The organism is Sphingobium sp. V4, assembly GCF_029590555.1.
In the GTDB taxonomy this organism is placed as follows: Bacteria; Pseudomonadota; Alphaproteobacteria; order Sphingomonadales; family Sphingomonadaceae; genus Sphingobium.
On sequence record NZ_CP081001.1, the window covers coordinates 645,026 to 669,425 of the forward strand.

The window sequence follows — 24,400 nt, forward strand, 5'->3', positions numbered from 1 at the left end:
GTTGCAGTGCATGGTTAATACGTCACTATCCAGATACAGAGAAAGTTGCGGGGCGCTCTTGGAAAACAGGGACTTGTTGGCCGACCTGGGAGAAAGGTCGGGCGACATAGCATTGCAGTGCAGCGAGACGGCCGGCTTCCTGGGCGAAGTGAACCGCCGTATCCAGGGCGATGCGGCGCGTCTGGCCGACCTGGAGCGCAACATGGACCGGCTGGCCGCCAGCCAGGGTGAAAGCGTCGCCGCCGCGCGCGAATTGAGCCTGACCGCGCGTCGCGCCGGGGGGATCATCGCCGACGGGCATGAAGTGATAACCCTGTCGCTGGGCGAGGTGGCGGGGCTGGTCGAGCATGTCACCGGGCTGGAAGGCAGTCTGCGCCAGTTCCTGTCGGTGATCGAGGCGGTCGGCTCCATTTCCGAGGAACTCGGCGCGATCGCGCGGCAGACGCGGCTACTGGGCATCAATGCGGCGATCGAGGCGGCGCGTGGCGGCGAGGCGACGCAGGGCTTCGCCGTGGTCGCGGAGGAAATCCGGCGGCTGGCGGGACAGGCGGGGGAGTCGGCCGCGTCGGTCGGCGACAAGCTGGGCCTGCTGGATCGCGACGCCCGGCGGCTGATCGGCGGCGTGGAGGCCAATATCGTGCGGGGCCGGGAAGCGGGCACCCATATCGACCGGCTGCGCCTTGGCATGGCGGAAATCGCCTCGCTCGTCACCCAGTTCGGCGAACGGTCAGAGACGATCGTCGCCTGCACCGACGCCGCCGACGGCGATGTCGCCGCGCTGCGCCATGGCCTGGCCGATTTCAGCCGTTCGGCGAGCGACAGCGCGAGCCGGGTCGATGCGGCGCGCGAGCAACTCGACGCGCTGGAAGGGATGGCCAACGCCATGCTCAACACCACGGCGCACGGCCCGCAAAAGACCCGCAACAGCCGCTATATCGCGCTGGCCGAGGATGGCGCGGAGGAGGTGCGCGCGCTGATCGAGGCGGCGCTGCGCGATGGGGAACTGAGCGTCGAAGGGCTGTTCGACACGGATTACCGGGCGGTCGCCGGGTCGGACCCGGTGCAATATGAAAACGGCTTCACGGCGTTCGCCGACGCGGCGCTGCGGCCGATGCTCGATCGCCATACGGCGCAGGACAGCGCGCTGGTTGGCTGCTGCCTGATCGACATGAACGGCTATCTGCCCACCCATATCAGCGCGCGCAGCCAGCCGCAGCGGCCGGGTGCGCGGGCGTGGAACATGGAACATGCCCGCAACCGCCAGATATTCATGGACAACCAGACCCGCCGGGCGCTGGACGGGGCGGGCGACTTCTTCCTGTTCACCTATCGGCAGGATCTGGGCGACAGCCGTTATCGCGCGTTGCGCAGCGTGTTCGTGCCTCTGGTCTTCGCCGGGCGGCGATGGGGGCTGTACGAGGTCGGCTACCTGATCTGATCCCCCCTCGCGCCGATGCCGTGGATCTGCGACACGAGGACGAAGGAAATGATCATCAGCAGATACCAGCTGCCCAGCTTTGCAAGGCCGACCATCTGCCAGCCATGACGCTGGTCGGGATAGGTCCAGGCATGGGCGAAGGTGCCGATATTCTCCGCAAACCAGATGAACAGGGCGACGAGGAAGAAGCCGACGAGAAGCGGCATCCGGCGCGGCGTGCGCCACGGGGTGAACCATATCCATGTCCGCCCGAACAGCAGGATCGCGACCGCGAACAGGGCGAGGCGGATGTCGGGGAGCCAGTGATGGGCGAAGAAATTGACATAGATGGCGACGGCCAGCAGCACCGTCGTCCAGACCGGCGGATAGCGGGTGAAGCGGAAGCGGAAGATGCGCCAGACGCGCGCGATATAGCTGCCGACCGCGGCATACATGAAGCCCGAGAAGAGCGGGACCGGGCCGACATGGAGCAGGCTCGCCTCCGGATAGATCCAGGAGCCGGCGGCCGTCTTGAACAATTCCATGACCGTGCCGATGCCGTGGAAAGCGAAGATCACCTTCGCCTCCCCCCAGCTTTCGAGGCGAAAGGCAAGCATGGCCGCCTGAAGGGCGAGGGCGGCCAGGGTCAGGGCATCATAGCGGTGGAGCGGCGCGTCGGCGGGGTAGAACAGGTGGGTGGCGAGCAGCAGCGCCAGCATCAGCCCACCGAACAGGCAGGCCCAGCCCTGCTTGAAGCCGAAGAGGAGAAATTCGAACGCCCATGCCCGAGGGCCGGGGGCGATGCGGACGCCCTCCAGCCGGGAGCGGATGCGGGCGAAGCGCGTCGCCCCCCAGATGCGTGTCATGCCAGTGGTTTAGAGCATCGCGCGCAAAAGCGGGAACCTCTTTTGCACGAAACTGATGCGATCACAAAAGACCGGAGCGGGCGGCCTGTATCGGGTTTGACGCAGCGCCCTCCGCAATGTCACCTGACACAAGGGGAGGGCGGTCAGCGGCCGGCGGCCGACAGCCGGCTGACCGTCACGTCGCCATTGGCGGCATAGGCGGCGGTGGCGTGGGCCTTGGCGGTCTGCGGATCCTTGCCATCCAGGATCGCGGCGATCTGGCGCGGGCTGGGCACCTTGTCGTAGACGCCGTAGAGATCGGTCTGGCCGACCATGTGGATCGAGAGCTTGTAGCCCTTTGCGTCCGTCGCCGGGTCGAACGCCAGCACGGTGCCGCTGTCGTCCACCGGCACGATGATCGCGCCATCGTTCCGGCCGGCCTGTTGCAGCATGTCAAAGCGGCCCTCGGCCGTGGTCACCGTGCCCCGCACGCACAGCGTATCCTTGCCGTCACGCGGGATGCGGACATCCTGGGGCACGGCCTGCCGGGCTTCGTCCGCGCGATCGAGCCGGGCGTCGCCCGCATCGGCGCTGGGGCATTGGGTGAAACGGGCGGGAGCGGTCGCGTGGAGCGCGGCGGCGTCGTCGAAGGCAAGGCCCGCGAGCATGGCGTCGAGGCCGGCAAGCACATCGGCGCGGCGTTCCGTCGGCCCGGTGACGCGGATCTTGACCATCCAGCGGCCGGCATGGACGAAGCCCGCCGCCGTCGTGAGCGCGCCGTCGGCGGCATCGTCATAGACGGCGCGGATCGCCCGGTCCGCCTGGCCGGCCGCCGGGGCGCTGGCATAGGCGGTGCGGCGGGTCTGGCTGCCGAAGCGCTCCATGATCGCCTTGTCGGTCATGTAGGCGGCGAGCGAAGCGTCGGCATAGGTGGGCATATAGACATAAAGGGTCGCCTGGACCGCGCCGTCCTCAGACAGATATTGCGCGTAATTGTCGACCGCGCGTCCTCCATTGGAGGCTTCGCCGCTCTTGGCCAGCGACAGGCCGGCAAGGCTCTGCGGCAGGCTGATGCCGGGACCGTTGGCGCGGATCGCGGTTTCCATGGGCGTCCAGGCCTCGGCATCGTCCGCGGCCTGTGCCAGCGCAGGCACCGCCAGCGACAAAACGGCGGACAACAGGAACAACGCGCGCTTGGGCATCAGCATCCCTCTCCAGATCCAGACCGTCTTGGCGCGGCCTTGAACTATGACAGCGAGGCTACAGACTATCCCGCGGCGCGCAAGCGCCTAAATCACGCCACCGGCGGGATTTGCGCCGGATAATGCGGCAATGCGGGGTCATGATGCGCCCAGCAGGGGGCGGCGTCGGTCCAGATCACCGCCTGCGGGCCGATCAGCGAGGGATCGTCCAGCGCCCCGGCGCGGATGAAGGTCAGATGCGGGCGCGATTCGGCAAGACTGAAGAGGGGGGTGCCACAGGTCGGGCAGAAGCCGCGCTTCATGGCATTGCCACTGTCCGCGACGCTGTCATGCCAGCGTATCTCGCCGGTGGTCGTCACATGCTCGCTGGGGAAGCAGACATTCACCGTGGCCGATCCCCCGCCCAGATATTGGCACAGGCGGCACCAGCACATGCGGGCGGCCAGGGGCTCGGCGTCGATCGCGATGCGGACGGCGCCGCAGAGGCAGCCTGCGCCATGGGGGGTGGTGTGGGGCATGGGAAAGTCCTTCGGCTGGTGCGGAGGGCGTGCCGACCGCGCTGCGATCAACTCGCTTGGCTCTTATGTCTCGCTGCCCCTCCCGCGGGCGGGAGGGGGTTGTTTCCTACCGCCCCTGTCGGCGCGCCATGAAGGCTAGGCGCTCGAACATCATGATGTCCTGTTCATTCTTGAGCAGGGCGCCGTGCAGCGGGGGAATCGCCTTGGTCGGATCGCTGTTCTGGAGGACGTCGAGCGGCATGTCCTCGTTCAGCAGCAGTTTCAGCCAGTCGAGCAGTTCGGAGGTCGAGGGCTTTTTCTTGAGGCCGGGCACGTCGCGGATGTCGTAGAAAATCTCCATCGCCTTGGTGACCAGTATCTTCTGGATACCAGGGAAATGGACGTCGACGATGGCCTGCATCGTGTCGCGGTCGGGGAATTTGATATAGTGGAAGAAGCAGCGGCGCAGGAAGGCGTCGGGCAGTTCCTTCTCGTTGTTCGAGGTGATGACCACCACCGGGCGTTCGGCCGCCGCGATCGTCTCGCCCGTTTCATAGACATGGAAGGCCATGCGGTCGAGTTCCTGCAACAGGTCGTTGGGGAATTCGATGTCGGCCTTGTCGATCTCGTCGATCAGCAGCACGGGCAGGCGGGGGGAGGTGAAGGCCTCCCACAGCTTGCCCTTGCGGATATAATTGGAAATCTCATGCACGCGCGGGTCGCCGAGCTGGCCGTCGCGCAGGCGGGCGACCGCATCATATTCATAAAGGCCCTGATGCGCCTTGGTCGTTGACTTGACGTTCCATTCGATCAGCGGAGCGTCGAGCGCCTTGGCGATTTCCTGCGCCAGCACCGTCTTGCCGGTGCCCGGCTCTCCCTTCACCAGCAGCGGGCGGCGCAGCAGCACGGCGGCGTTGACCGCGACCTTCAGATCGTCGGTGGCGACATACTCCTGCGTGCCTTCAAAGCGCATCATCATTCTTCCGCTATCCTGTCCGCCATCGGACCTAGGGCATAGCGCGCGTCCGGCGCAATCTGTTTGTGCGGTGCGGTGCGGCGGGGCGGGATCGGCGGTGCGCTGGATCAGCCAGCCTTGGCGCGCAGGTCCGCGCGGGCGCCGAGCAGATCCCACAGGCCGCGATGCTGGGCGAGGAGCTGGCGCGCGCCGAACTGGATCGCGCGGTCGATGACGTCGTCGCCGCCGATGGCGCGAGCCACGTCCAGGGTCGAGGCGCGATCGGGGAGGGCGCAGGGCTGCGGCTCCAGCCCGGCCCGGATCGCCACCATGTCAAGCACATGTCGCATCGCGCGCCAGTCGAGCACGAGCGCGATCGCCGCGCCCATGGCGCAGCCGCGCCGGTCCGACTGGGCAAGCGTGTCGAGTGCGTGACGCTGCTGGCTGACGACGGCTTCGCAATCGGCCTGCCCGGCGGTGCTAGGGGCCGGCCCTGCGGCCACCGTGACCTGGGTCATGTAGGCGCGCTCCACGGCGAAGGCGTCGGCGGCCTCGATCAGCCAGCGGCGCGCGCCATTGTCCGCCGAGCGGGTTGCGGCGTGGTCGATCACGCCGGGATGGCGGCCATGGAGAAGGCAGATGTAAGAGGCCGCGTCGGCCAGATCGGGGAGGGACAGCAGCCCTTCGCGCACGACCCCCATGCCCGCGCGATTGGCATAGGCGTGGGCGGCGGTGCCATCGGCGGCGACCAGCGCCTCCAGCACGCGCGAAATGTCGCCAAATTGATAGCGGGGGGCCGCTTCGCTCATGCTCCAGATCCCTGTGATGGCCCCGCACATGCAGGGGTGAACAGCAGGAATAGGAGAGCCGGGTAAACACTCGGTTTACGGAATCAGAAAGGGCGACCGTGAAAGCCGCCCTTTTCCGTCAAGCATGGTTAATTTATCTTTACCGAACCATTTTAATTTTACTGGTCGAGGAAGGACCGCATCTTGCGCGAGCGCGAGGGGTGCTTGAGCTTGCGGAGCGCCTTCGCCTCGATCTGGCGGATGCGCTCACGGGTCACGCTGAACTGCTGGCCCACTTCCTCCAGCGTATGATCGGTGTTCATGCCGATGCCGAAGCGCATCCGCAGCACGCGTTCCTCGCGCGGGGTTAGGCTGGCCAGCACCCGAGTGACGGTTTCCTTGAGGTTCGCCTGGATCGCCGCGTCCACCGGGATGATCGCGTTCTTGTCCTCGATGAAGTCGCCCAGATGGCTGTCCTCCTCATCGCCGATCGGCGTTTCGAGGGAGATCGGCTCCTTGGCGATCTTCATCACCTTGCGCACCTTCTCCAGCGGCATCGACAGGCGCTCGGCCATCTCTTCCGGAGTCGGCTCGCGGCCCTGCTCGTGCAGGAACTGGCGGCTGGTGCGGACCAGCTTGTTGATCGTTTCGATCATGTGGACCGGGATGCGGATCGTGCGCGCCTGGTCTGCGATAGAGCGGGTGATCGCCTGCCTAATCCACCAGGTGGCGTAGGTGCTGAACTTGTAGCCGCGGCGATACTCGAACTTGTCCACCGCCTTCATCAGGCCGATATTGCCTTCCTGAATAAGATCAAGGAATTGCAGGCCGCGGTTCGTATATTTCTTCGCGATGGAGATGACGAGACGCAGATTGGCCTCCACCATTTCCTTCTTCGCGATGCGCGCTTCGCGCTCGCCCTTCTGCACCATGTTGACGATGCGGCGGAATTCGGAAAGCGACATGCCGGTCGCCTGGGCGATTTCGCTCACCTCGTTGCGGATACGCTCGACCGAGCGTCCTTCGGCGGCGGCAAAGGCGGTCCATTTCTTGTCGAGGCCCTGCACCTTGTCCAGCCAGGCGTCGTCCAGCTCGTTGCCGACATAGCGGTCGAGGAAATCCTTGCGGCTGACCTTGTGACGCTCGGCCAGACGCAGCATCTGGCCGCCCAGCGCGGTCAGGCGCCGGTTATAGGCATAGAGCTGGTCGACCAGATATTCGATCTTCTGCTGGTGGAACTGGACGCTTTCGACTTCGGCGGTCAGACTTTCACGCAGCGCCTGATAATCATCCTCGGCCTTCTGGCTCAGCGTCTCGCCATTGGCCATGGCGACCATGCGCGCTTCCTGCGCGGCGGAGAAGGCGCGGAAGATGTCGGTGATGGTCGCGAACTTCTCCAGCGCCATGGGCTTGAGAGTCTCTTCCATCTGGGCGAGGGAGAGGGTGTTGTCCTCTTCCTCTTCCTCTTCGTTGCGGCGGGCGCGCGGCGCGCCGTCCTCATCCTCGTCGCCGTCGGCCGATTCCTCCTCCGGCTCCTCCTCTTCCTTGAAGCTGGGGCCGGCGGTCTTCTCGCTGATCTCGCCGTCGTCGTCCTCGGCGCCCTCCTCCAGATTTTCCGGGGCAGGATCCTTGGACAGCATCGCGTCAAGATCGAGGATCTCGCGCAGCTGCATTTCGCCATTGTTGAGGGCGGTCGACCATTCGATGATCGCGTTGAAGGTGGTCGGGCTTTCGCACAGACCCAGGATCATGGTGTCGCGGCCGGCCTCGATCCGCTTGGCGATGGCGATTTCGCCCTCGCGGCTGAGCAACTCCACCGCGCCCATCTCGCGCAGATACATCCGCACCGGATCGTCGGTGCGATCGACCGTTTCCTTCTTCTTCTCGGTGACGAGCTTCGGGCCGTCATCGTCGCTCGAATCATCCTCGGCGTCCTCGGCATCCTCGCGCTCGCGCTGCTCGTCGCCGTCCTCGCTCGCTTCTTCATTCTCGACGATGTTGACGCCCATTTCGTTGAGCGCCGCCATGATGTCCTCGATCTGCTCGGAGGACATCTGGTCCTGCGGCAGGGCATCGTTCAGTTCGTCATAGGTGATGTAGCCGCGCTTCTTCGCGCGGGCGATCAGCTTCTTGACCGAGGCTTCGTTGAGGTCGAGCAGGGGGGCGTCGCCGCCATCCTCTCCATCGCTCACGCCGCCATTCTTGCTGTTCGCCTTGGTCGCCATCTATTCGCCTTACTTCGTCACCCTTGAGAAAGGGCTAACCTGATCAAATACTGTCTTCGGACTGCGCAAGTTCCGCCAAGCGACGATCGTGATCGGCCTTCAGCACGCGAATGCGTTGCTGTTCAGCGAAATTTTCGTCGCTGACGTCGTTCTCGAACCGCCTCGTGGCCTCTACCAGTGCCGTCTCCAACTCCGGTCCCTGCGCCATCACCCGAACGGCCTCCTCCAGATCGCGTGCGAGGCGGTCAGGGTCGGCGGCCATCCTGTCGGGAGTGAGTGTGAACGCATCGGCCCGGAGCATCCCCTTGGCCATATTATACAACTCACCTTGCCCCAATATGGTAAGGAGGGCCTGCGTTTCAACTGTTTCTTTGCGGAACGACAGGCTGATCATCGCGTCGAGCAACCGGGCGAGCAGCGGATCGCCGATTTGCAGGGCGGAGAGCATCTCGCGATGGGGCGCGATCTGTTCGGGATGGCGCAGCAACGCGGCCAGGATCGCGCGCAGCAGGCGCTGCTCCAGGCCGCTGGCGCCGATCGCGCGAACCTCTGTTCCGGCCGGGGGGATGGGCGGCTTCCAGTTCCCGCGACGGTCGCGTTGCCAGCGGCCGGCGTTGCTGGCGCCGCCGCCCTGAAAGCGCTGCTGCGCCGGGGGCGATTCGCGGCGGGCGAAGAAGAGGGCGTCGTAGCGTTCGCGAAATTCATGGGCGTAATGGGCGCGCACGTCGGGATGGGCGATCGCGTCCGAAATGGCGCGCAGCCGCTGCTTGAGCGCAGCCTTCTTTTCGGGCGTGTCGAGCGGGGCCGACGAGATTTCGTGCTTCCAGAGCCGCTCGATCAGGGGTTCGGCACCGTCCAGCACCGCTTCCATCGCCTGTCGGCCGCTGGCGCGGATCAGGTCGTCGGGGTCCTGCCCCGCCGGCAATGTCGCGAAGGCGAGGCTGTGGCCGGGGCGCAGCAGGGGCAGGGCGCGGGTGGCGGCGCGGATCGCCGCCTTCTGCCCGGCCGAATCGCCGTCGAAGCAGAGGAGCGGCACGTCCACCATCTTCCACAAGCGCTCGATCTGATGCTCGGTGAGCGCGGTGCCGAGCGGGGCGACCGCTTCGACAAAGCCGGCCTGGGCGAGCGCGATCACGTCCATATAGCCTTCGACCACGATCACGCGGCCGGTGCCGCGGCTGGCGGGCGAGGCGCGGTCGATATTGTATAGGGTGCGCCCCTTGTCGAAGAGCGGGGTGTCGGGCGAGTTCAGATATTTGGGCTCGCCCGCGCCGATGATGCGGCCGCCGAACGCGATCACCCGGCCGCGAATGTCGCGGATGGGGAGCATCAGGCGGCCCCGGAAGCGATCATAGCTGTCGCGCTTCTTGCCATTTCCGCCGTTCGGTTCGGCCCCGTCCGGGTCGATCAGCAATCCGGCCTCGACCAGCATCGGCTCGCCGAAATCCTTGAGCGCGGTCTTGAGGCGGCCGCGCCCGTCGGGGGAATAGCCGAAGCCGAAGGCGCGGCGGGTGGCATCGCTGATGCCGCGCTTTTGCAGATAGGCGCGCGCCTCGCCGCCGTCGATGCCGCCCAACTGGTCCTCGAAGAAGCTCTGCGCGGCGGCCATGGCGTCGTGCAGCCCCTTGGCCTGTTCGGCGCGTCTGGCGGCGCGCGGATCGGCGGCGGGCACGTCCATGCCGGCGCTGGCGGCCAGTTCCTTGACGGCTTCCATGAAGGGCAGGCCGCGCTGATCGGTCATCCAGCGGATCGCATCGCCATGCGCGCCGCAGCCGAAACAATGGTAGAAGCCCTTTTCGTCGTTGATCGTGAAACTGGGCGTCTTTTCGTTATGGAAGGGGCAGCAGGCCTTATATTCGCGGCCGGCCTTCTGCACCTTCACCGTCTTGCCGATGAGGGTGGAGAGAGACGTGCGCGCGCGCAGTTCGTCCAGCCATTGCGGTGTGAGGGTCAAAAACGCCCCTCCCGCGTGCGGGAGGCGGCGGGGGAGGGCATGTTCGCAATCACCCGTTCGATTTCCTCAGTCACGCCTTCGACATTATTTAGAGCATCATTGTTCCATAAGCGGATCACGCGAAAGCCCTGTGTTTCGATATGGCGCGTCCGTTGGGCATCGACTTCTTCATTATGCTGGCCGCCATCGACCTCGATCACGAGGCAGATCGACCGCGCCACCAAATCGCAGATGAAAGGGCCGATCGGCACTTGCCGGTTGAAGCGGATACGCGAGATTTTCCTGGCGCTGATGGCGCGCCACAGGATGCGTTCGGCTTCCGTGGCATTGTTGCGCAGTGCGCGGGCTGTTGCGGTGGGGCGGGCGTAGCCTTTGTCCATCGGGTTTGAACATGCCCTCCCCAGGCCCCTCCCGCAAGCGGGAGGGGAAATATCAAGGGAAGGTTACGACAAAGCCGCCTTCACCAGCCCGCTGGCCTTGCTCATGTCGATGACGCTGCCATGGCGTTCCTTCAGTACGGCCATGACGCGCCCCATGTCCTTCACGCTCTCCGCGCCGACCTCCGCCTTGATCGCCTCGATCGCGGCCTTCGTCTCGTCCTCGCCCAGTTGCGCGGGGAGGAAGCTTTCGATCACGTCCAGTTCGGCCTGTTCCTTCGCGGCCAGTTCGTCGCGGCCGCCGCTCTTGAACATGTCGATCGATTCGCGGCGCTGCTTCACCATCTTCTGGAGCACGTCGACCACCACGGCGTCGTCGTCCGGCACCGTCTTGGCGGTGCGCAGTTCGATGTCGCGGTCCTTGAGCTTAGCCAGGATCAGGCGCACGGCGGCCAGCCGTTCCTTGTCGCCGGCCTTCATCGATTCCACCTGGGCGCTCTTTACCTGCTCGCGAATCATGGGCGATAGAATCCTGTTTATCGGGAAAGGAGCAGTTATAATGCGAAAAGAGATTTTTAACAGACGTTGACCTTCCGGCGTTGCGGGCATAGGTGACCGGCCGTTTAACCCGCTGCAGACGGGTTCCCGCAAAAGCATAAAGGACCATAAGACCATGGCTGACGCCAAGACCCTCATTGTGCCCAAAGGAGCGACAGGGGTCGTGGTTTTTGCCGACGGCAGCGCCGTGTTCGGCCGCGGCTTCGGCGCGCAAGGCGAAGCGGTGGGCGAACTCTGCTTCAACACCTCCATCACCGGCTATCAGGAGATCATGACCGATCCATCCTATGCCGGGCAGATCATCAATTTCACCTTTCCGCATATCGGCAATGTCGGCACCAATCTGGACGATGTGGAGGCGGACAGCCCCTATGCGCTGGGCTGCATCGTGCGGCAGGACGTCACCGCGCCGAGCAATTTCCGCAACGTCGAACCCTTCGACCAGTGGATGCGCGAAAAGGGGCGCATCGGCCTTGCCGGCGTGGACACCCGCGCGCTGACCCGCCTGATCCGCGTGCACGGCGCGCCCAATGTCGTGATCGCCCATGATCCCGACGGCGCGTTCGACATCGCGGCGCTTGCCGCCAAGGCCGCTTCGTGGCCGGGGCTGGAGGGCATGGACCTCGCCATCGAGGTGACGGGCAAGGAAAGCCGCCTGTGGAAGGACGGCGTGTGGAAGCTGGGCTTTGGCTATGGCCTGAATGAGGCCGGTGAAGAACGCCCCCATGTCGTCGCGATCGATTATGGCGCGAAGAACAATATCTTCCGCAATCTGGTGCAGGCCGGCGCGCGCGTCACCGTGCTGCCCGCCACCGCGACCTATGAACAGGTGATGGAACAGAAGCCAGACGGCGTGTTCCTCTCCAACGGTCCGGGCGATCCGGCGGCGACGGGGGAATATGCGGTGCCGGTGATCCGGCAGGTGCTGGAGCGCGACATTCCGGTGTTCGGCATCTGCCTTGGCCACCAGCTGCTGGGCCTCGCCGTGGGCGCCAGGACGATCAAGATGCACCAGGGGCATCGCGGCGCGAACCATCCGGTCAAGCGCCTGTCGGATGGTCTGGTCGAGATCACGTCGATGAACCATGGTTTCGCCGTGGACGCCGAGACGCTGCCCGCCAATGTCCGTTCGACCCATGTGTCGCTGTTCGACGGCAGCAATTGCGGCATCGAACTGACGGACAGGAACGCCTTTTCGGTGCAGTACCACCCCGAAGCCTCCCCCGGCCCGCAGGACAGCTTCTACCTGTTCAAGCGGTTCGTGGACGGCCTGAAAAAGCCGGTCGCGGCGTGAGCCAGAACCTCCCCCCCGTCGATGAAGCGCGCCTCGCCGCCGAGTGGGAGGCGGACAAGGACGTCCTCGCCAATCTCGCCGCCAATGGCGACGTGGCGCGGATCGCGCGGCCGGTGGACGTATCTTTTCGGGGCAGCGAAAAGGATTTCGAGCGCGTCCTGACCATCGCCAGCCAGTTCGGCTTCGTCGAACTGGACCGCGAGGAGGATGAGGAGGGCGACCTGTTCCTGTTCCTGGAATGCGTGCAGCCGGTCGACGAAGCCTCGATCCGCGCGTTGACCAGGAAGTGCCTCCAGATCGAAATCCTCTGCGGCGTCGAATATGACGGCTGGGGCTGCGAAGCGCAGGCGGGGGGCGTCCATTGATGGGGCGGGCAATCCCATTCGCAGTGGCTTTGCCTTTCATAGCTTCTGGTTGTGCTCCTGCCGCAAAGCCGATCGAATATAGGATTGAGGCATTTGCGAGCGCGGGTGTCCAGCCAGAAGCTGAAGGGGCGATAGTCCCGGATGCTGCCACAAGATTACCTGCTCTCCTTAAAGAGTGCGGCGTGTCGGAATATGAGCCTGTGAAAGCTTCCGATAGCTTCGTTGGTTTTACATTTCGACTTTCTTCGTCCGACGCGCGGACGCTCGACTGTATCAAGGCCGCTTCACCAGCGGGCATCACACTGACCGAAAACAGGCTGAACTAATGCCCAAACGCACCGACATCTCCTCCATCCTCATCATCGGCGCTGGTCCGATCATCATCGGCCAGGCGTGCGAGTTCGATTATTCGGGCACGCAGGCGGTGAAGGCGCTGAAAGAGGAGGGCTATCGCATCATCCTGGTCAATTCCAACCCGGCCACGATCATGACCGACCCGGAATTTGCCGACGCGACCTATGTCGAGCCGATCACGCCCGAAATCGTGGCGAAGATCATCGAGAAGGAGCGGCCCGATGCGGTGCTGCCGACCATGGGCGGGCAGACGGCGCTGAACACGGCGCTGGCGCTGTTCAATGACGGCACGCTGGAGAAATATGGCGTCAAGATGATCGGCGCCGACGCCGAGGCGATCGACAAGGCGGAGGACCGCCTGAAGTTCCGCGACGCGATGGACAAGATCGGGCTGGAATCGGCGCGCTCGCGCATCGCGCACAGCATGGAGGAGGCGCTCGACGCGCTGGAGTTCACGGGCCTGCCCTCGATCATCCGCCCCAGCTTCACGCTGGGCGGCACGGGCGGCGGCGTCGCCTATAATCGCGAAGAGTTCAAGCGGATCGTCAGCGAAGGGCTGGATGCGTCGCCGACCACCGAGGTGCTGATCGAGGAATCGCTGCTCGGCTGGAAGGAATATGAGATGGAGGTCGTTCGGGACAGGAACGACAACTGCATCATCATCTGCTCGATCGAGAATGTCGATCCGATGGGCGTTCACACCGGGGACTCCATCACCGTCGCGCCGGCGCTGACGCTGACCGACAAGGAATATCAGATCATGCGCAACGCGAGCATCGCGGTGCTGCGTGAAATCGGCGTCGAAACAGGCGGTTCCAACGTGCAGTTCGCGGTCAATCCGAAGGATGGCCGCCTGATCGTGATCGAGATGAACCCGCGCGTGTCGCGCTCCTCGGCGCTGGCGTCGAAGGCGACCGGCTTCCCGATCGCCAAGGTCGCGGCCAAGCTGGCCGTGGGCTACACGCTGGACGAGATCGAGAATGACATTACCGGCGCCACCCCGGCCTCGTTCGAGCCGACGATCGACTATGTCGTGACCAAGATCCCGCGCTTCGCCTTCGAGAAGTTCAAGGGGTCCGAGCCACTGCTCGGAACCGCCATGAAGTCCGTCGGCGAAGTCATGGCGATAGGGCGCAATATTCATGAATCGATGCAGAAGGCGCTGCGCGGCCTGGAAACCGGCCTCAGCGGCTTCAACCAGGTCGACCATCTGGTCGGCGCGCCCAAGGACGATATCATCGCGGCGCTCGCCCAGCCGACGCCTGACCGGTTGCTGGTCGCCGCGCAGGCGCTGCGCGAGGGGCTGAGCGTCGCGGAAATCCATAGCATCGCGAAGTTCGACCCCTGGTTCCTGGAGCGGATCAAGGAAATCGTCGACGCCGAAAGCGATGTCCTGGAAAACGGCCTGCCGCAGGATGCCGACGCGATGCGTCGCCTCAAGTCGATGGGCTTTTCCGACAAGCGCCTCGCCTGGCTGGCCTTGAAGTCCGCCAATCTGCGCGGCATGGAGCGCGGCATCGCGCGCGGGTCGGGCCTGATCCACGAAGCGGTCAAGGCGATGACCGGCGGCGTGACCGAGGACGAGGTGCGCAAGCTGCGCCACAAGCTGGGCGTGCGCCCGGTGTTCAAGCGGATCGACACCTGCGCCGCCGAGTTCGAGGCGAAGACGCCCTATATGTATTCCACCTATGAAGCGCCGATCTTCGGTGTGGCGGAAAATGAGGCACAGCCCAGCGACCGGAAGAAGGTCGTCATCCTGGGCGGCGGCCCCAACCGGATCGGCCAGGGCATCGAGTTCGACTATTGCTGCGTCCATGCCTGCTTCGCGCTGGCGGACGTCGGCTATGAGACGATCATGGTCAACTGCAACCCGGAAACGGTCTCGACCGACTATGACACGTCCGACCGCCTCTATTTCGAGCCGCTGACGGCCGAGGACGTGCTGGAAATCCTGCACGTCGAAATGTCGAACGGTACGCTGGCCGGCGTCATCGTCCAGTTCGGCGGCCAGACCCCGCTCAAGCTGGCGCAGGCGCTGGAGGATGCGGGTATCCCGATCCTGGGCACATCGCCCGATGCCATCGACCTGGCCGAGGATCGCGAGCGTTTCGCGGCGCTGATCGACAAGCTGAAATTGAAGCAGCCTGCCAACGGCATCGCGCGCAGCCGCGAGGAGGCGATCGCGGTCGCCAACCGGATCGGCTATCCGGTGCTGATGCGTCCGAGCTATGTGCTGGGCGGCCGGGCGATGGAGATTGTCGACGGGCAGGCGCAACTGGAGGAATATATCGCCACCGCCGTGCAGGTTTCGGGCGACTCGCCGGTGCTGATCGACCAGTATCTGCGCGACGCTGTCGAGGTGGACGTGGACGCGCTGTGCGACGGCGACGATGTGGTCGTCGCGGGCGTGCTCCAGCATATCGAGGAGGCCGGCGTCCATTCGGGCGACAGCGCCTGCTCGCTGCCGCCCTACAGCCTGTCGGATGAGATCATCGCCGAAATCGAACGGCAGACCGAGGTTCTGGCCCGCGCGCTGAGCGTCCGTGGCCTGATGAACATCCAGTTCGCGGTCAAGGACGGCCTGGTCTATCTGATCGAGGTGAACCCGCGCGCCAGCCGCACCGTGCCCTTCGTCGCCAAGGCGATCGGCACGCCCATCGCCAAGATCGCGGCGCGCGTGATGGCGGGCGAGAAGCTGAAGGATCTGCCGAAGATCGATCGCAACGCGATTTCGCACATCGCGGTCAAGGAAGCGGTCTTCCCCTTCGCGCGCTTCCCTGGCGTCGATCCCGTGCTGTCGCCGGAAATGAAGAGCACCGGCGAAGTCATGGGGATCGACAGCAATTTCGCCACGGCCTTCGCCAAGGCGCAGCTCGGCGCGGGCACCGTGTTGCCGACCAGCGGCACCGTGTTCGTGTCTGTCAAGGACAGCGACAAGCCGGTGATCCTGCCGGCGGTGCAGAAGATGGCGGCGATGGGCTTCACCATCATCGCGACCGGCGGCACCGCAGCCTATCTGGAAGCCAACGGCATCGCGGTCAGCCATGTCAACAAGGTGGCCGAAGGGCGCCCGCACATCGTCGACAAGATCACCGACGGCGACGTGCAGCTGATCTTCAACACCACCGAAGGGTGGCAGTCCCTGAAGGACAGCAAGGCGATCCGCACGTCGGCGCTGCGAGCGAAGATCGCCAGCTTCACCACGGCGGCCGCCAGCGTCGCCGCGGCAGACGCGATCGAGGCGCTTCGTGGTCATGCCCTTGAAGTACGATCGCTCCAGTCCTATTATCCTCTGTCGCACGCCTGATCCCCTGCACCAGGAACCACGCTGCGGGCGGCCCCATGGTCGGGGCCGCCAAAGGGAAGTTTTGACGAAGGATTTGCAATAATGGCGACCGTCGAGAAGATGCCGATGCTGCAGATGGGCTATGACAAGCTCAACGCGCAGCTCCGCGAGCTGAAGGCCGAGCGCCCTCTGATCGTGGACGCCATCGAAGAAGCGCGCGCGCACGGCGATTTGTCCGAAAACGCCGAATATCATGCCGCCAAGGAGCGGCAGGGCCAGGTCGAGGCGACAATCAACGATCTGGAAGACAAGCTGTCGCGCGCGCAGATCATCGATCCGACAACCCTGTCGGGCGACAAGATCGTGTTCGGCGCGACCGTGACGCTGCTGGACGAGGACGACAAGCCGATCCAGTATCAGATCGTCGGCCAGGCCGAGGCCGACGCCAAGGCGGGCATGATAAGCTATAACAGCCCGCTGGGCCGTGCGCTGATCGGCCGCGAGGTCGGCGACGAGGTCGAAGTGTCGGTTCCGTCGGGCGACAAATTCTACCTGGTCGACAAAATCCAGTTCATCTGAACGCCGTGCGATTGCCCGCAGGCCGGATGACCAACGGGATCGCGGCGACCAGCGTCGCCGCCTTCCTGCTGCTGCTGCTGACGGACCGCGTCGGCGACGCCGCGATCATCGGCGGCTTCATCCCCGCGCGGGTCGATGATTCGGCACTGTTGGCGGGCATGGCGGCGGTGCCCGTCTGGCTGACTCCGCTCAGTTGCACGCTGCTTCATGCGGGCTGGCTCCACATCGGCTTCAACATGCTGATGCTGCTCTTTTGCGGACGGCAGGTTGAGCATGTGCTGGGCTGGGGCGGGACATTGGCGCTTTATGTCGTGGGCGCCTATGCCGCCTGCCTTGTCCAATGGGCGGTGGACCCGGCCTCGACCAATCCGATGATCGGTGCAAGCGGTGCGATCTCCGCGATCCTCGCCACCTATTCGCTGCTCTACAGCCAGCAGCAGGTGCGCCGGGTGGGGCCGATTTCGGCCAATCTGGTGCGGGTGCTGTGGCTGGCGGCCGGCTGGATCGCGATCCAGCTGATGATCGGCGTGGCGACGTCCGGGGGCTTTGGCGATCTGGGTCAGATCGCGATCGCCGCGCATATTGGCGGCTTCCTCGCTGGACTGGCGATGACCCGCCCGCTGCTGCGCTGGCGCTTCCGGAAAAAGCCGCGCGTGGTGAATTGACGGACCGCTTTGTCTTTGCTCGTCCGGGCTGAGCCTGTCGAAGCCTCGATCTGCTTCGAACGAGGTACGTCATGCGTTTGACGCTTCGACAAGCTCAGGCGGACGGAATGTGAATACCCCTGTGGATCAGGCGCCCGGCAGTTCCGGCTCCAGCAGGCGGTGCAGGTGCACGATCACATAGCGCATTTCCGCGTCGTCCACGGTGCGCTGGGCGGCCCCGCGCCAGGCCTTTTCGGCCGAGGCATAATCGGGAAACACGCCGACCAGATCGACCGTGCTCAGATCCTGAAATTCAAGCGTCTGCGGGTCGGTGACGCGACCACCCATCACCAGATGCATCTTGCTCATGGTTTTATATTTTCTCCTTTGGCTGATAGCGGGGCTTTAGCATCGCGTCCGCAATCAGCCAAGGAGGGCAGGGCTGCGCTTCGATTGCGTTTGCCGCAATCGCGATTAGTTTTTCGGCAATCGTGCCTTGATCGCGCTGCTGATCGCATCCACCCTCGCGGCGACCAGCGCCGCGACATCATCGGCGAGCCTGGACGCCTTGGCCGGCAGTTCGGACGCGGCGACGCTGTCCTTCGCGGTCGACGCGGCGTCGCCGGCGGCGTGCAGCGCCGTGCTTGCGCCGTGCCGGACCGTTTCGGCGCCTTCCGCCGCAGCGGCGCGTGCGGCGACGGCAGCCTCGACGACCTTTGCTCCGGCCGTAGCGGCAAGGCCCGGCAGCGCCTTCATCGCGCGGCGGCTCTTGGGGAACATCCAGGCGATCAGAGCGCCAGCGGCGACTGCGCCCGCCACCGCGATGACCGGATGGTCCTGCACGATCTGGTTGGCGCGGGTGGCGGCACGCTGCGTCTTGTCGCGCGCGTCGGCATAGGCGTCGGTCGCCTTGTCACGGCCGGTCTGGATCAGTTCGCCGGCGCCCTCGCGCGCCTTTTCGGTGGTGTCCCTGATCCGGTCTGTCGCCGTGATCGCGGCATCGTTCGCTGCTTCGCGGACGCGGGTAATCTGGGCGCGGATATCAGCCATCATCATTCTCCGAAAGGTCGGTGTCCTTGTTCCTGAAGCGAACGTACAGCCGGCCGAAAAGTGCCGCCAGCGGGCGACGCGCGAGGAAAAGGCCGAAGGCGGCGGCCGCTGCGCCGATTGCGACGGGGCGTTGCTGCACCTTCGCGGCGGCATAGGCGGCGCCGTCGAGCGCGGTCGATGTCAGCTTGCTCACGGCGTCCCGTTTCAGCCGGGCAGGGGCAATCCGCGTGGCGGCGGCCTGCGCGCTTTGGGCCAGCCGGGCGCGTTGTTCTTCAGCGCGGGCACTGGCTGCCCGATAGGCTGCTTCGGGCGTCATGGCGCGATCGCTTTCTTCATGCGGGTAACGCAGCCCCTGGCCAGCAACAGCAGGATGATGGCGAGCAGCAGCCCGCCGCCGACCACCGCCGCCGTCGCGCCGAGCGGGCCGAGGCGTGCCTGGAGCGAGAGGATGATTCCGACCAGCAGGGCGACGATGCTGGCGAAGCTGAGGATGAAGGCGACGACGGCCAGGATCGCCGCGTTGCGTAATGCCGTCGCGACGATCCCGGCCCGCAGCTTCTGCCGGTCGGCTTCGGCGGCGGCATAGGCGCGCGCATCGGCATAGAAGCGCGCGAAGGCTTCGCGCACGGATTCCTCCTGCGCGGCCTCTTCGGCCACGTCGGTGTGCGGCGTGACCGCCGTTTCCGCTGACTGCTCAATCAAAACGACTCTCCGCCCGGTGTCGCGGGCCTGTGGGTGGGGCGATCAGGCGCCACATTCGGCCCGATCGCTCAGGCCCCAATGCTTCAAGCCTTGTCGTCCGACCCCTTGGCGAGGCGCATCAGCACATAGCCGACCACCGCTGCGGCGCCGATGGCGACGGCAGGACTCTTGCGCACGAAATCGCGGGCTTCGTCCATCAGCTGGTCGACATCCTTGCTTTCGAGCTTGTCGGCGGCGCCCGCCACCTGTTCGGCGGCCTGTCGCGCATAGTCGCCATATTGCGGGCCGAGCTTGGCATCGACCGTGCCGGCCGTGTCGGAAATCAGCTTGGCCAGGCTCTGCATGGCCGTGCCGGTCTTGTCCTTCGCCACGCCTGCGGCCGACTTGGCGGTCTTCCCCGCCTGCTCCTTGATCGGGTCGATATGGGCTTTCCAATCGACCGCGTTGATCTTGTCGGCGGCGGAACGGGCGGCCTTTTCAGCCTGTTCCTTGAGCGGCGCGATCTGCGCGCTCCAGCCATGGGCGGCCGCGCCATTACCTGGCGCCTTGGCTGCCGGCGCCTTGCGGGTCGCAGCCGTCTTGACCGGCGCGGCCTTCACCGGCGTCGCGGCGGTCGTCGTCGCCTTGACCGGTTTCGCCTTGACGGGCTTGGCCGCCGGCGTTTTCTTCGCGCGCTTGACGGGCGGTGTTTCCGGTGTGTCGGCCATCGTCCTCAGTCTCCCTTTCATGTCCAGCATGGCGGCCGCGCGAACGCGGCGGGGTCATGCTCCTAATGCTTTGCGGCGGCCTACAGTTCCGTTGCCGTTACATTTTGAGCATCGGCATTTTTTCGCGTCGTGCAAGCCCCCGCATTGCCAAGGCGGGAGGCGCTGGCTAAGCGGGGCGCGAAATAGCCGCCCGGCCGCCATGGGGCCATTTATCAGGGAGCGATCATGACCGCTATTCTCGACATCCACGCCCGCCAGATCCTCGACAGTCGGGGCAATCCCACCGTCGAAGTCGACGTCATGCTGGAAGATGGCAGCTTCGGCCGTGCCGCAGTGCCATCGGGCGCATCGACCGGCGCCTATGAGGCGGTCGAGAAGCGCGACGGCGACAAGAGCAAATATCTGGGCAAGGGCGTGCTGGCCGCGGTCGCGGCGGTCAATGACGAGATTGCCGAGCAGATCATCGGCCTCGACGCCGAGGACCAGGCCGAGGTCGACGCCGCGATGATCGCGCTGGACGGCACCGAGAACAAGTCGCGACTGGGTGCCAACGCGATCCTGGGCGTGTCGCTCGCCACGGCCAAGGCGGCCGCCGACGCGCGCGGCCTGCCGCTCTATCGCTATGTCGGCGGCGTGTCGGCCCATGTCCTGCCGGTGCCGATGATGAACATCATCAACGGCGGCGAACATGCCGACAATCCGATCGACTTCCAGGAATTCATGATCATGCCCGTCGGTGCGGAAAGCATTGCCGACGCCGTGCGGATCGGGTCGGAAATCTTCCACACGCTCAAGAAGGGCCTGCACGACAAGGGTCTGGCCACCTCGGTCGGCGACGAGGGCGGCTTTGCCCCCAACATCGCCTCGACCCGCGACGCGCTCGACTTCATCATGCTGTCGGTCGAGAAGGCCGGATACAAGCCGGGCGACGATGTCGTGCTGGCGCTGGACTGCGCCGCGACCGAATTCTTCAAGAACGGCAAATATGAGATTTCGGGCGAAGGCCTGTCCTTGTCGCCGGTCGAGATGGCCGACTATCTCGCCGCGCTGTGCGCCGACTATCCGATCAAGTCGATCGAGGACGGCATGAGCGAGGATGATTTCGAGGGCTGGAAGGCGCTGACCGACAAGATCGGGGGCAAGGTCCAACTGGTCGGCGACGACCTGTTCGTCACCAACCCGGCGCGCCTGGCGATGGGTATCGGCAAGGGGCTGGCCAACTCGCTGCTGGTCAAGGTTAACCAGATCGGTACGCTGACGGAGACGCTGGCGGCCGTCGATCTGGCGCACCGGTCGCGCTATACCGCCGTCATGTCGCACCGGTCGGGCGAAACCGAGGACGCGACCATCGCCGACCTCGCCGTCGCGACCAACTGCGGCCAGATCAAGACCGGCTCGCTCGCCCGTTCGGACCGGCTTGCCAAATATAACCAGCTGATCCGCATTGAGGAAGAACTGGGCGACATCGCCGTCTATGCGGGGCGTTCCATCTTCCGCTAAATCCCGGCCCCGAAGGGCGAAATTGATCGGCCGGTCGCAAGTTGGTGATTTTTCACTTGCGGCCGGCCTTTTGCTGTGATTCCACTAGCCCATGGCGCATATCGCGAAACTTCGACTGCTGCTGGCATCCGCCTTTGGTCCCGCGATCGCGCTGCTCTTGCTGCTGTCCTTCGCGGGCTATGTCGTGCTGGGGTCGAACGGCGTCCTGGCGTGGGGCGATTACACCCGCCAGCTGCGCGCCGCGCAGGCGGAGCTGAAAAAGACCCAGGCGGCCCGCGCCGAACTGCGCAACCGGGTCGACCTGCTCGATCCGCGCCGGGTGGACCCCGATCTTTCGGACGAACTGATCCGCCGCCAGCTGGGCGTGATTCACCATGACGAGGTGATCGTCCCGCTCAACTGACCCTTCGCGGGCAGGGGTGGCGCAAGGATTTTGCGCCGGAAATGCCGTCCTGGTAATTTTGCTGCGAGCTGATCCGGGCGGCATTTGCGCAGGCCATTCAGACTCATCAGTTTTCGGTGGCAGCTATTGGTTTTGCCCGGATTCCGTGGGGTCCGCCGTTGCAATTTATGCAACTCTGCCGCTATATCGGGCTTCCTTCCATCCTACCCACGCAAAAGGATAAGAGCCTTGGCGAAACCAACGACGCCGCGTGCTTCTAGTGCAAAGGCAAAGGCCGCAGCGCCCGCCGGAGCGGACCATAATCGGCCGCGCCCCGAAACTCCCACCGACTACAAGGCCAGCAAGGAAGAGCTGCTGGAATTTTACCGGCAGATGGTTCTGATCCGCCGTTTCGAGGAAAAGGCAGGCCAGTTGTACGGCCTGGGCCTGATCGGTGGCTTCTGCCACCTCTATATCGGCCAGGAAGCGGTCGCGGTCGGCATCCAGTCGGCGCTCAAGCCCGGCAAGGACAGCGTTATCACCGGCTATCGCGACCATGGCCACATGCTGGCCTATGGCATCGATCCCAATGTCATCATGGCCGAACTGACCGGCCGTGAAGCCGGCATCTCGCGTGGCAAGGGCGGTTCGATGCACATGTTCAGCGTCGAGCATAAATTCTACGGCGGCCACGGCATCGTCGGCGCGCAGGTGTCGCTGGGCGCGGGGCTGGGCTTCGCGCACAAATATAATGGCGACGGCGGCGTCTGCGTCGCCTATTTCGGCGACGGCGCGGCCAACCAAGGCCAGGTCTATGAATCGTTCAACATGGCCGAGCTGTGGAAGCTGCCGATCATCTTCGTGATCGAGAACAACCAGTACGCCATGGGCACCAGCGTCAACCGCGCCTCGTCGGAGGACCAGCTCTATCGTCGCGGCGAAAGCTTCCGTATCCCCGGCCTCCAGGTCGACGGCATGGACGTGCTGGCGGTGCGCGGCGCGACCGAGGAAGCGCTGAAGTGGGTGCAGGGCGGCAATGGCCCGATCCTGCTGGAAATGAAGACCTATCGCTATCGCGGCCATTCCATGTCCGACCCGGCCAAGTACCGGTCGCGCGAGGAAGTGCAGTCGATGCGCGAAAAGTCCGACCCGATCGAGGGCGTGAAGAAATATCTGCTCGAAGCTGGCGTATCGGAGGACGAGATCAAGGTCATCGACCAGGATATTCGCAAGATCGTCGCGGAAGCGGCCGATTTCGCGGAAACATCGCCTGAACCGGAAATGTCCGAACTCTATACCGACGTGCTGGTGGAGCAATATTGATGGGTATCGCAATCAAGATGCCGGCGCTCTCGCCGACGATGGAAGAGGGCACGCTGGCCAAGTGGCTGGTCAAGGAAGGCGATGACGTGAAGTCGGGTGACATCCTGGCCGAGATCGAGACCGACAAGGCGACGATGGAATTCGAGGCCGTGGACGAGGGAAAGATCGGCAAGATCGTCATCGCCGAGGGCACCGAGGGCGTGAAGGTCGGCACCGTGATCGCCGAGATGGCGGGCGAGGGCGGGGAAGCCGCCGCCGCGCCGGCGCCCAAGGCCGAAGCCGCGCCCGAAGCGCCGAAGAAGGCCGAGAGCGGCACGGCCAAGCCGGCGGTCGAGGCCAAGGCGACCGTGCAGGATCCCGCGATCCCGGAAGGCACCGAATTCGTCAAGACGACCGTTCGTGAAGCGCTGCGCGACGCGATGGCGGAAGAAATGCGCAAGGACGAGCGCGTTTTCGTCATGGGTGAGGAAGTCGCCGAATATCAGGGTGCCTACAAGGTCACGCAGGGCCTGCTGGACGAGTTCGGCGCCAAGCGCGTGATCGACACGCCGATCACCGAATATGGCTTTGCCGGCATCGGCGCGGGCGCGGCGATGGGCGGCCTGCGTCCGGTCATCGAGTTCATGACGTTCAACTTCGCCATGCAGGCGATCGACCACATCATCAACTCGGCGGCCAAGACCAACTACATGTCCGGTGGCCAGATGCGCTGCCCCATCGTGTTCCGCGGTCCCAACGGCGCGGCCAGCCGCGTCGGCGCGCAGCACAGCCAGAATTACGGCCCCTGGTATGCCGCCGTCCCCGGCCTGATCGTCATCGCGCCCTACGACGCGGCCGACGCCAAGGGGCTGCTCAAGGCCGCGATCCGCTCCAACGACCCGGTCGTGTTCCTGGAAAACGAACTTGTCTATGGCCGCAGCTTCGACGTGCCCAAGCTGGATGACTATGTCCTGCCGATCGGCAAGGCGCGGATCATGAAGCCGGGCAAGGACGTGACCCTCGTCAGCTACTCGATCGGCGTGGGCATCGCCCTGGAAGCGGCCGAGACGCTGGCGGCCGAGGGCATCGACGCCGAAGTGATCGACCTGCGCACGCTGCGCCCGCTCGACACCGCGACCGTGTTGGAAAGCCTGAAGAAGACCAACCGCCTGGTTGTGGTGGAAGAAGGCTGGCCGGTCTGCTCGATCGCGTCGGAAATCGCCGCGGTCGTCATGGAGCAGGGCTTCGACGATCTCGACGCGCCGGTGCTGCGCGTGACCAACGAGGATGTGCCGCTGCCCTATGCCGCCAACCTCGAAAAGGCGGCGCTGATCGATGCGGCCCGCGTGGTCGCGGCAGCGAAAAAGGTCTGCTACAAATAAGACGCGAAAGGGCGGTTCCGGCGGAGCCGCCCTTT

General features: G+C 65.0%; 24 protein-coding genes. 10 read left to right on the forward strand and 14 right to left on the reverse strand.

What is annotated here, in order from left to right; all coding sequences use genetic code 11:
* Positions 1–73 precede the first annotated feature (73 nt).
* The gene (locus tag K3M67_RS03340; protein ID WP_232313700.1) at positions 74–1,438 is read left to right on the forward strand and encodes a methyl-accepting chemotaxis protein; all 1,365 of its coding nucleotides are present in this window, start codon (positions 74–76) and stop codon (positions 1,436–1,438) included.
* Here K3M67_RS03340 and K3M67_RS03345 read toward each other — a convergent pair.
* The 9 genes from K3M67_RS03345 to K3M67_RS03385 form a co-directional block, all read right to left on the reverse strand.
* Positions 1,426–2,283 carry a DUF817 domain-containing protein gene (locus K3M67_RS03345; RefSeq protein ID WP_285832283.1) on the reverse strand — a complete coding sequence of 286 codons (858 nt, stop codon included), beginning with the start codon at positions 2,281–2,283 and terminating at the stop codon, positions 1,426–1,428. The two genes, K3M67_RS03340 and K3M67_RS03345, sit on opposite strands and share 13 nt — an antisense overlap.
* 143 nt (positions 2,284–2,426) lie before the next feature.
* Complete coding sequence (locus tag K3M67_RS03350) at positions 2,427–3,464, reverse strand: hypothetical protein (protein WP_066858380.1); 1,038 nt, start codon at positions 3,462–3,464, stop codon at positions 2,427–2,429.
* 92 nt (positions 3,465–3,556) lie between these two features.
* Entirely contained in the window at positions 3,557–3,982 is a 426-nt protein-coding gene (locus K3M67_RS03355; RefSeq protein ID WP_066858192.1) for a GFA family protein, read from the reverse strand.
* 106 nt (positions 3,983–4,088) lie between these two features.
* Positions 4,089–4,934 (reverse strand): AAA family ATPase, encoded by an 846-nt coding sequence (locus tag K3M67_RS03360; protein ID WP_066858383.1) that lies wholly within the window; start codon positions 4,932–4,934, stop codon positions 4,089–4,091.
* Between the two features lie 110 nt (positions 4,935–5,044).
* Positions 5,045–5,725, reverse strand: coding sequence for a DUF6975 family protein (locus K3M67_RS03365; RefSeq protein ID WP_066858194.1), 681 nt, complete (start codon positions 5,723–5,725; stop codon positions 5,045–5,047).
* Positions 5,726–5,883: 158 nt separating this feature from the next.
* Positions 5,884–7,929: an RNA polymerase sigma factor RpoD gene (rpoD, locus tag K3M67_RS03370; protein ID WP_285832284.1), complete on the reverse strand. Its 2,046-nt coding sequence runs from the start codon at positions 7,927–7,929 to the stop codon at positions 5,884–5,886.
* A 43-nt stretch (positions 7,930–7,972) separates the two neighbouring features.
* Positions 7,973–9,883 (reverse strand): DNA primase, encoded by a 1,911-nt coding sequence (gene dnaG / locus K3M67_RS03375; protein ID WP_285832285.1) that lies wholly within the window; start codon positions 9,881–9,883, stop codon positions 7,973–7,975.
* A complete protein-coding gene (locus K3M67_RS03380) occupies positions 9,880–10,263 on the reverse strand; it encodes an endonuclease domain-containing protein (RefSeq protein ID WP_285832286.1) in 384 nt (127 codons plus the stop codon). Before K3M67_RS03380 ends, dnaG begins: the two co-directional genes overlap by 4 nt.
* Positions 10,264–10,326: 63 nt before the next feature.
* Positions 10,327–10,779, reverse strand: coding sequence for a GatB/YqeY domain-containing protein (locus tag K3M67_RS03385; RefSeq protein WP_066858207.1), 453 nt, complete (start codon positions 10,777–10,779; stop codon positions 10,327–10,329).
* Positions 10,780–10,933: 154 nt separating this feature from the next.
* Between K3M67_RS03385 and carA the strand changes: the two genes are divergently transcribed.
* From carA to K3M67_RS03410, 5 genes are all read left to right on the forward strand, one after another.
* A complete protein-coding gene (gene carA, locus K3M67_RS03390) occupies positions 10,934–12,112 on the forward strand; it encodes a glutamine-hydrolyzing carbamoyl-phosphate synthase small subunit (RefSeq protein WP_285832287.1) in 1,179 nt (392 codons plus the stop codon).
* Positions 12,109–12,477: a ribonuclease E inhibitor RraB gene (locus K3M67_RS03395; RefSeq protein WP_285832288.1), complete on the forward strand. Its 369-nt coding sequence runs from the start codon at positions 12,109–12,111 to the stop codon at positions 12,475–12,477. The genes carA and K3M67_RS03395 overlap by 4 nt, the downstream gene beginning before the upstream one ends.
* Positions 12,478–12,802: 325 nt before the next feature.
* Positions 12,803–16,138: a carbamoyl-phosphate synthase large subunit gene (gene carB / locus K3M67_RS03400; RefSeq protein ID WP_285832289.1), complete on the forward strand. Its 3,336-nt coding sequence runs from the start codon at positions 12,803–12,805 to the stop codon at positions 16,136–16,138.
* 81 nt (positions 16,139–16,219) lie between these two features.
* On the forward strand, positions 16,220–16,696 hold the full coding sequence (gene greA, locus K3M67_RS03405) for a transcription elongation factor GreA (protein WP_066858219.1): 477 nt from the start codon (positions 16,220–16,222) through the stop codon (positions 16,694–16,696).
* A 26-nt stretch (positions 16,697–16,722) separates the two neighbouring features.
* Complete coding sequence (locus K3M67_RS03410; protein WP_066858222.1) at positions 16,723–17,361, forward strand: rhomboid family intramembrane serine protease; 639 nt, start codon at positions 16,723–16,725, stop codon at positions 17,359–17,361.
* 126 nt (positions 17,362–17,487) lie between these two features.
* Here K3M67_RS03410 and K3M67_RS03415 read toward each other — a convergent pair whose 3' ends face one another.
* From K3M67_RS03415 to K3M67_RS03435, 5 genes are all read right to left on the reverse strand, one after another.
* Positions 17,488–17,709: a DUF4170 domain-containing protein gene (locus K3M67_RS03415; protein WP_066858225.1), complete on the reverse strand. Its 222-nt coding sequence runs from the start codon at positions 17,707–17,709 to the stop codon at positions 17,488–17,490.
* A gap of 105 nt (positions 17,710–17,814) precedes the next feature.
* Complete coding sequence (locus tag K3M67_RS03420) at positions 17,815–18,390, reverse strand: DUF883 family protein (protein ID WP_066858386.1); 576 nt, start codon at positions 18,388–18,390, stop codon at positions 17,815–17,817.
* Positions 18,383–18,706, reverse strand: coding sequence for a hypothetical protein (locus K3M67_RS03425; protein ID WP_066858228.1), 324 nt, complete (start codon positions 18,704–18,706; stop codon positions 18,383–18,385). Before K3M67_RS03425 ends, K3M67_RS03420 begins: the two co-directional genes overlap by 8 nt.
* Complete coding sequence (locus K3M67_RS03430) at positions 18,703–19,092, reverse strand: hypothetical protein (RefSeq protein WP_285832290.1); 390 nt, start codon at positions 19,090–19,092, stop codon at positions 18,703–18,705. Before K3M67_RS03430 ends, K3M67_RS03425 begins: the two co-directional genes overlap by 4 nt.
* 83 nt (positions 19,093–19,175) lie before the next feature.
* Positions 19,176–19,799, reverse strand: a complete 624-nt coding sequence (locus K3M67_RS03435; RefSeq protein WP_285832291.1) for a hypothetical protein — start codon at positions 19,797–19,799, stop codon at positions 19,176–19,178.
* Positions 19,800–20,024: 225 nt separating this feature from the next.
* Here K3M67_RS03435 and eno point away from each other — a divergent pair, with 225 nt between their 5' ends.
* The 4 genes from eno to K3M67_RS03455 all read left to right on the forward strand — a co-directional run bounded on the left by eno (position 20,025) and on the right by K3M67_RS03455 (position 24,365).
* Positions 20,025–21,299 (forward strand): phosphopyruvate hydratase, encoded by a 1,275-nt coding sequence (gene eno, locus K3M67_RS03440; RefSeq protein WP_066858237.1) that lies wholly within the window; start codon positions 20,025–20,027, stop codon positions 21,297–21,299.
* Between the two features lie 91 nt (positions 21,300–21,390).
* Entirely contained in the window at positions 21,391–21,702 is a 312-nt protein-coding gene (locus K3M67_RS03445; protein WP_066858239.1) for an FtsB family cell division protein, read from the forward strand.
* Between the two features lie 228 nt (positions 21,703–21,930).
* Positions 21,931–23,004, forward strand: coding sequence for a pyruvate dehydrogenase (acetyl-transferring) E1 component subunit alpha (gene pdhA / locus K3M67_RS03450; RefSeq protein WP_066858242.1), 1,074 nt, complete (start codon positions 21,931–21,933; stop codon positions 23,002–23,004).
* Complete coding sequence (locus tag K3M67_RS03455; protein ID WP_066858245.1) at positions 23,004–24,365, forward strand: pyruvate dehydrogenase complex E1 component subunit beta; 1,362 nt, start codon at positions 23,004–23,006, stop codon at positions 24,363–24,365. The genes pdhA and K3M67_RS03455 overlap by 1 nt, the downstream gene beginning before the upstream one ends.
* The last annotated feature ends 35 nt before the right edge of the window (positions 24,366–24,400 follow it).

Coding starts and splice junctions, on each gene's coding strand:
- K3M67_RS03345 (WP_285832283.1), bottom strand. CDS start 2,283: ATGACACGCATCTGGGGGGCGACGCGCTTCGCCCGCATCCGCTCCCGG.
- K3M67_RS03350 (WP_066858380.1), bottom strand. CDS start 3,464: ATGCCCAAGCGCGCGTTGTTCCTGTTGTCCGCCGTTTTGTCGCTGGCG.
- K3M67_RS03355 (WP_066858192.1), bottom strand. CDS start 3,982: ATGCCCCACACCACCCCCCATGGCGCAGGCTGCCTCTGCGGCGCCGTC.
- K3M67_RS03360 (WP_066858383.1), bottom strand. CDS start 4,934: ATGCGCTTTGAAGGCACGCAGGAGTATGTCGCCACCGACGATCTGAAG.
- K3M67_RS03365 (WP_066858194.1), bottom strand. CDS start 5,725: ATGAGCGAAGCGGCCCCCCGCTATCAATTTGGCGACATTTCGCGCGTG.
- rpoD (WP_285832284.1), bottom strand. CDS start 7,929: ATGGCGACCAAGGCGAACAGCAAGAATGGCGGCGTGAGCGATGGAGAG.
- K3M67_RS03380 (WP_285832286.1), bottom strand. CDS start 10,263: ATGGACAAAGGCTACGCCCGCCCCACCGCAACAGCCCGCGCACTGCGC.
- K3M67_RS03385 (WP_066858207.1), bottom strand. CDS start 10,779: ATGATTCGCGAGCAGGTAAAGAGCGCCCAGGTGGAATCGATGAAGGCC.
- carA (WP_285832287.1), top strand. CDS start 10,934: ATGGCTGACGCCAAGACCCTCATTGTGCCCAAAGGAGCGACAGGGGTC.
- carB (WP_285832289.1), top strand. CDS start 12,803: ATGCCCAAACGCACCGACATCTCCTCCATCCTCATCATCGGCGCTGGT.
- greA (WP_066858219.1), top strand. CDS start 16,220: ATGGCGACCGTCGAGAAGATGCCGATGCTGCAGATGGGCTATGACAAG.
- K3M67_RS03410 (WP_066858222.1), top strand. CDS start 16,723: ATGACCAACGGGATCGCGGCGACCAGCGTCGCCGCCTTCCTGCTGCTG.
- K3M67_RS03415 (WP_066858225.1), bottom strand. CDS start 17,709: ATGAGCAAGATGCATCTGGTGATGGGTGGTCGCGTCACCGACCCGCAG.
- K3M67_RS03420 (WP_066858386.1), bottom strand. CDS start 18,390: ATGGCTGATATCCGCGCCCAGATTACCCGCGTCCGCGAAGCAGCGAAC.
- K3M67_RS03425 (WP_066858228.1), bottom strand. CDS start 18,706: ATGACGCCCGAAGCAGCCTATCGGGCAGCCAGTGCCCGCGCTGAAGAA.
- K3M67_RS03435 (WP_285832291.1), bottom strand. CDS start 19,799: ATGGCCGACACACCGGAAACACCGCCCGTCAAGCGCGCGAAGAAAACG.
- eno (WP_066858237.1), top strand. CDS start 20,025: ATGACCGCTATTCTCGACATCCACGCCCGCCAGATCCTCGACAGTCGG.
- K3M67_RS03445 (WP_066858239.1), top strand. CDS start 21,391: ATGGCGCATATCGCGAAACTTCGACTGCTGCTGGCATCCGCCTTTGGT.
- K3M67_RS03455 (WP_066858245.1), top strand. CDS start 23,004: ATGGGTATCGCAATCAAGATGCCGGCGCTCTCGCCGACGATGGAAGAG.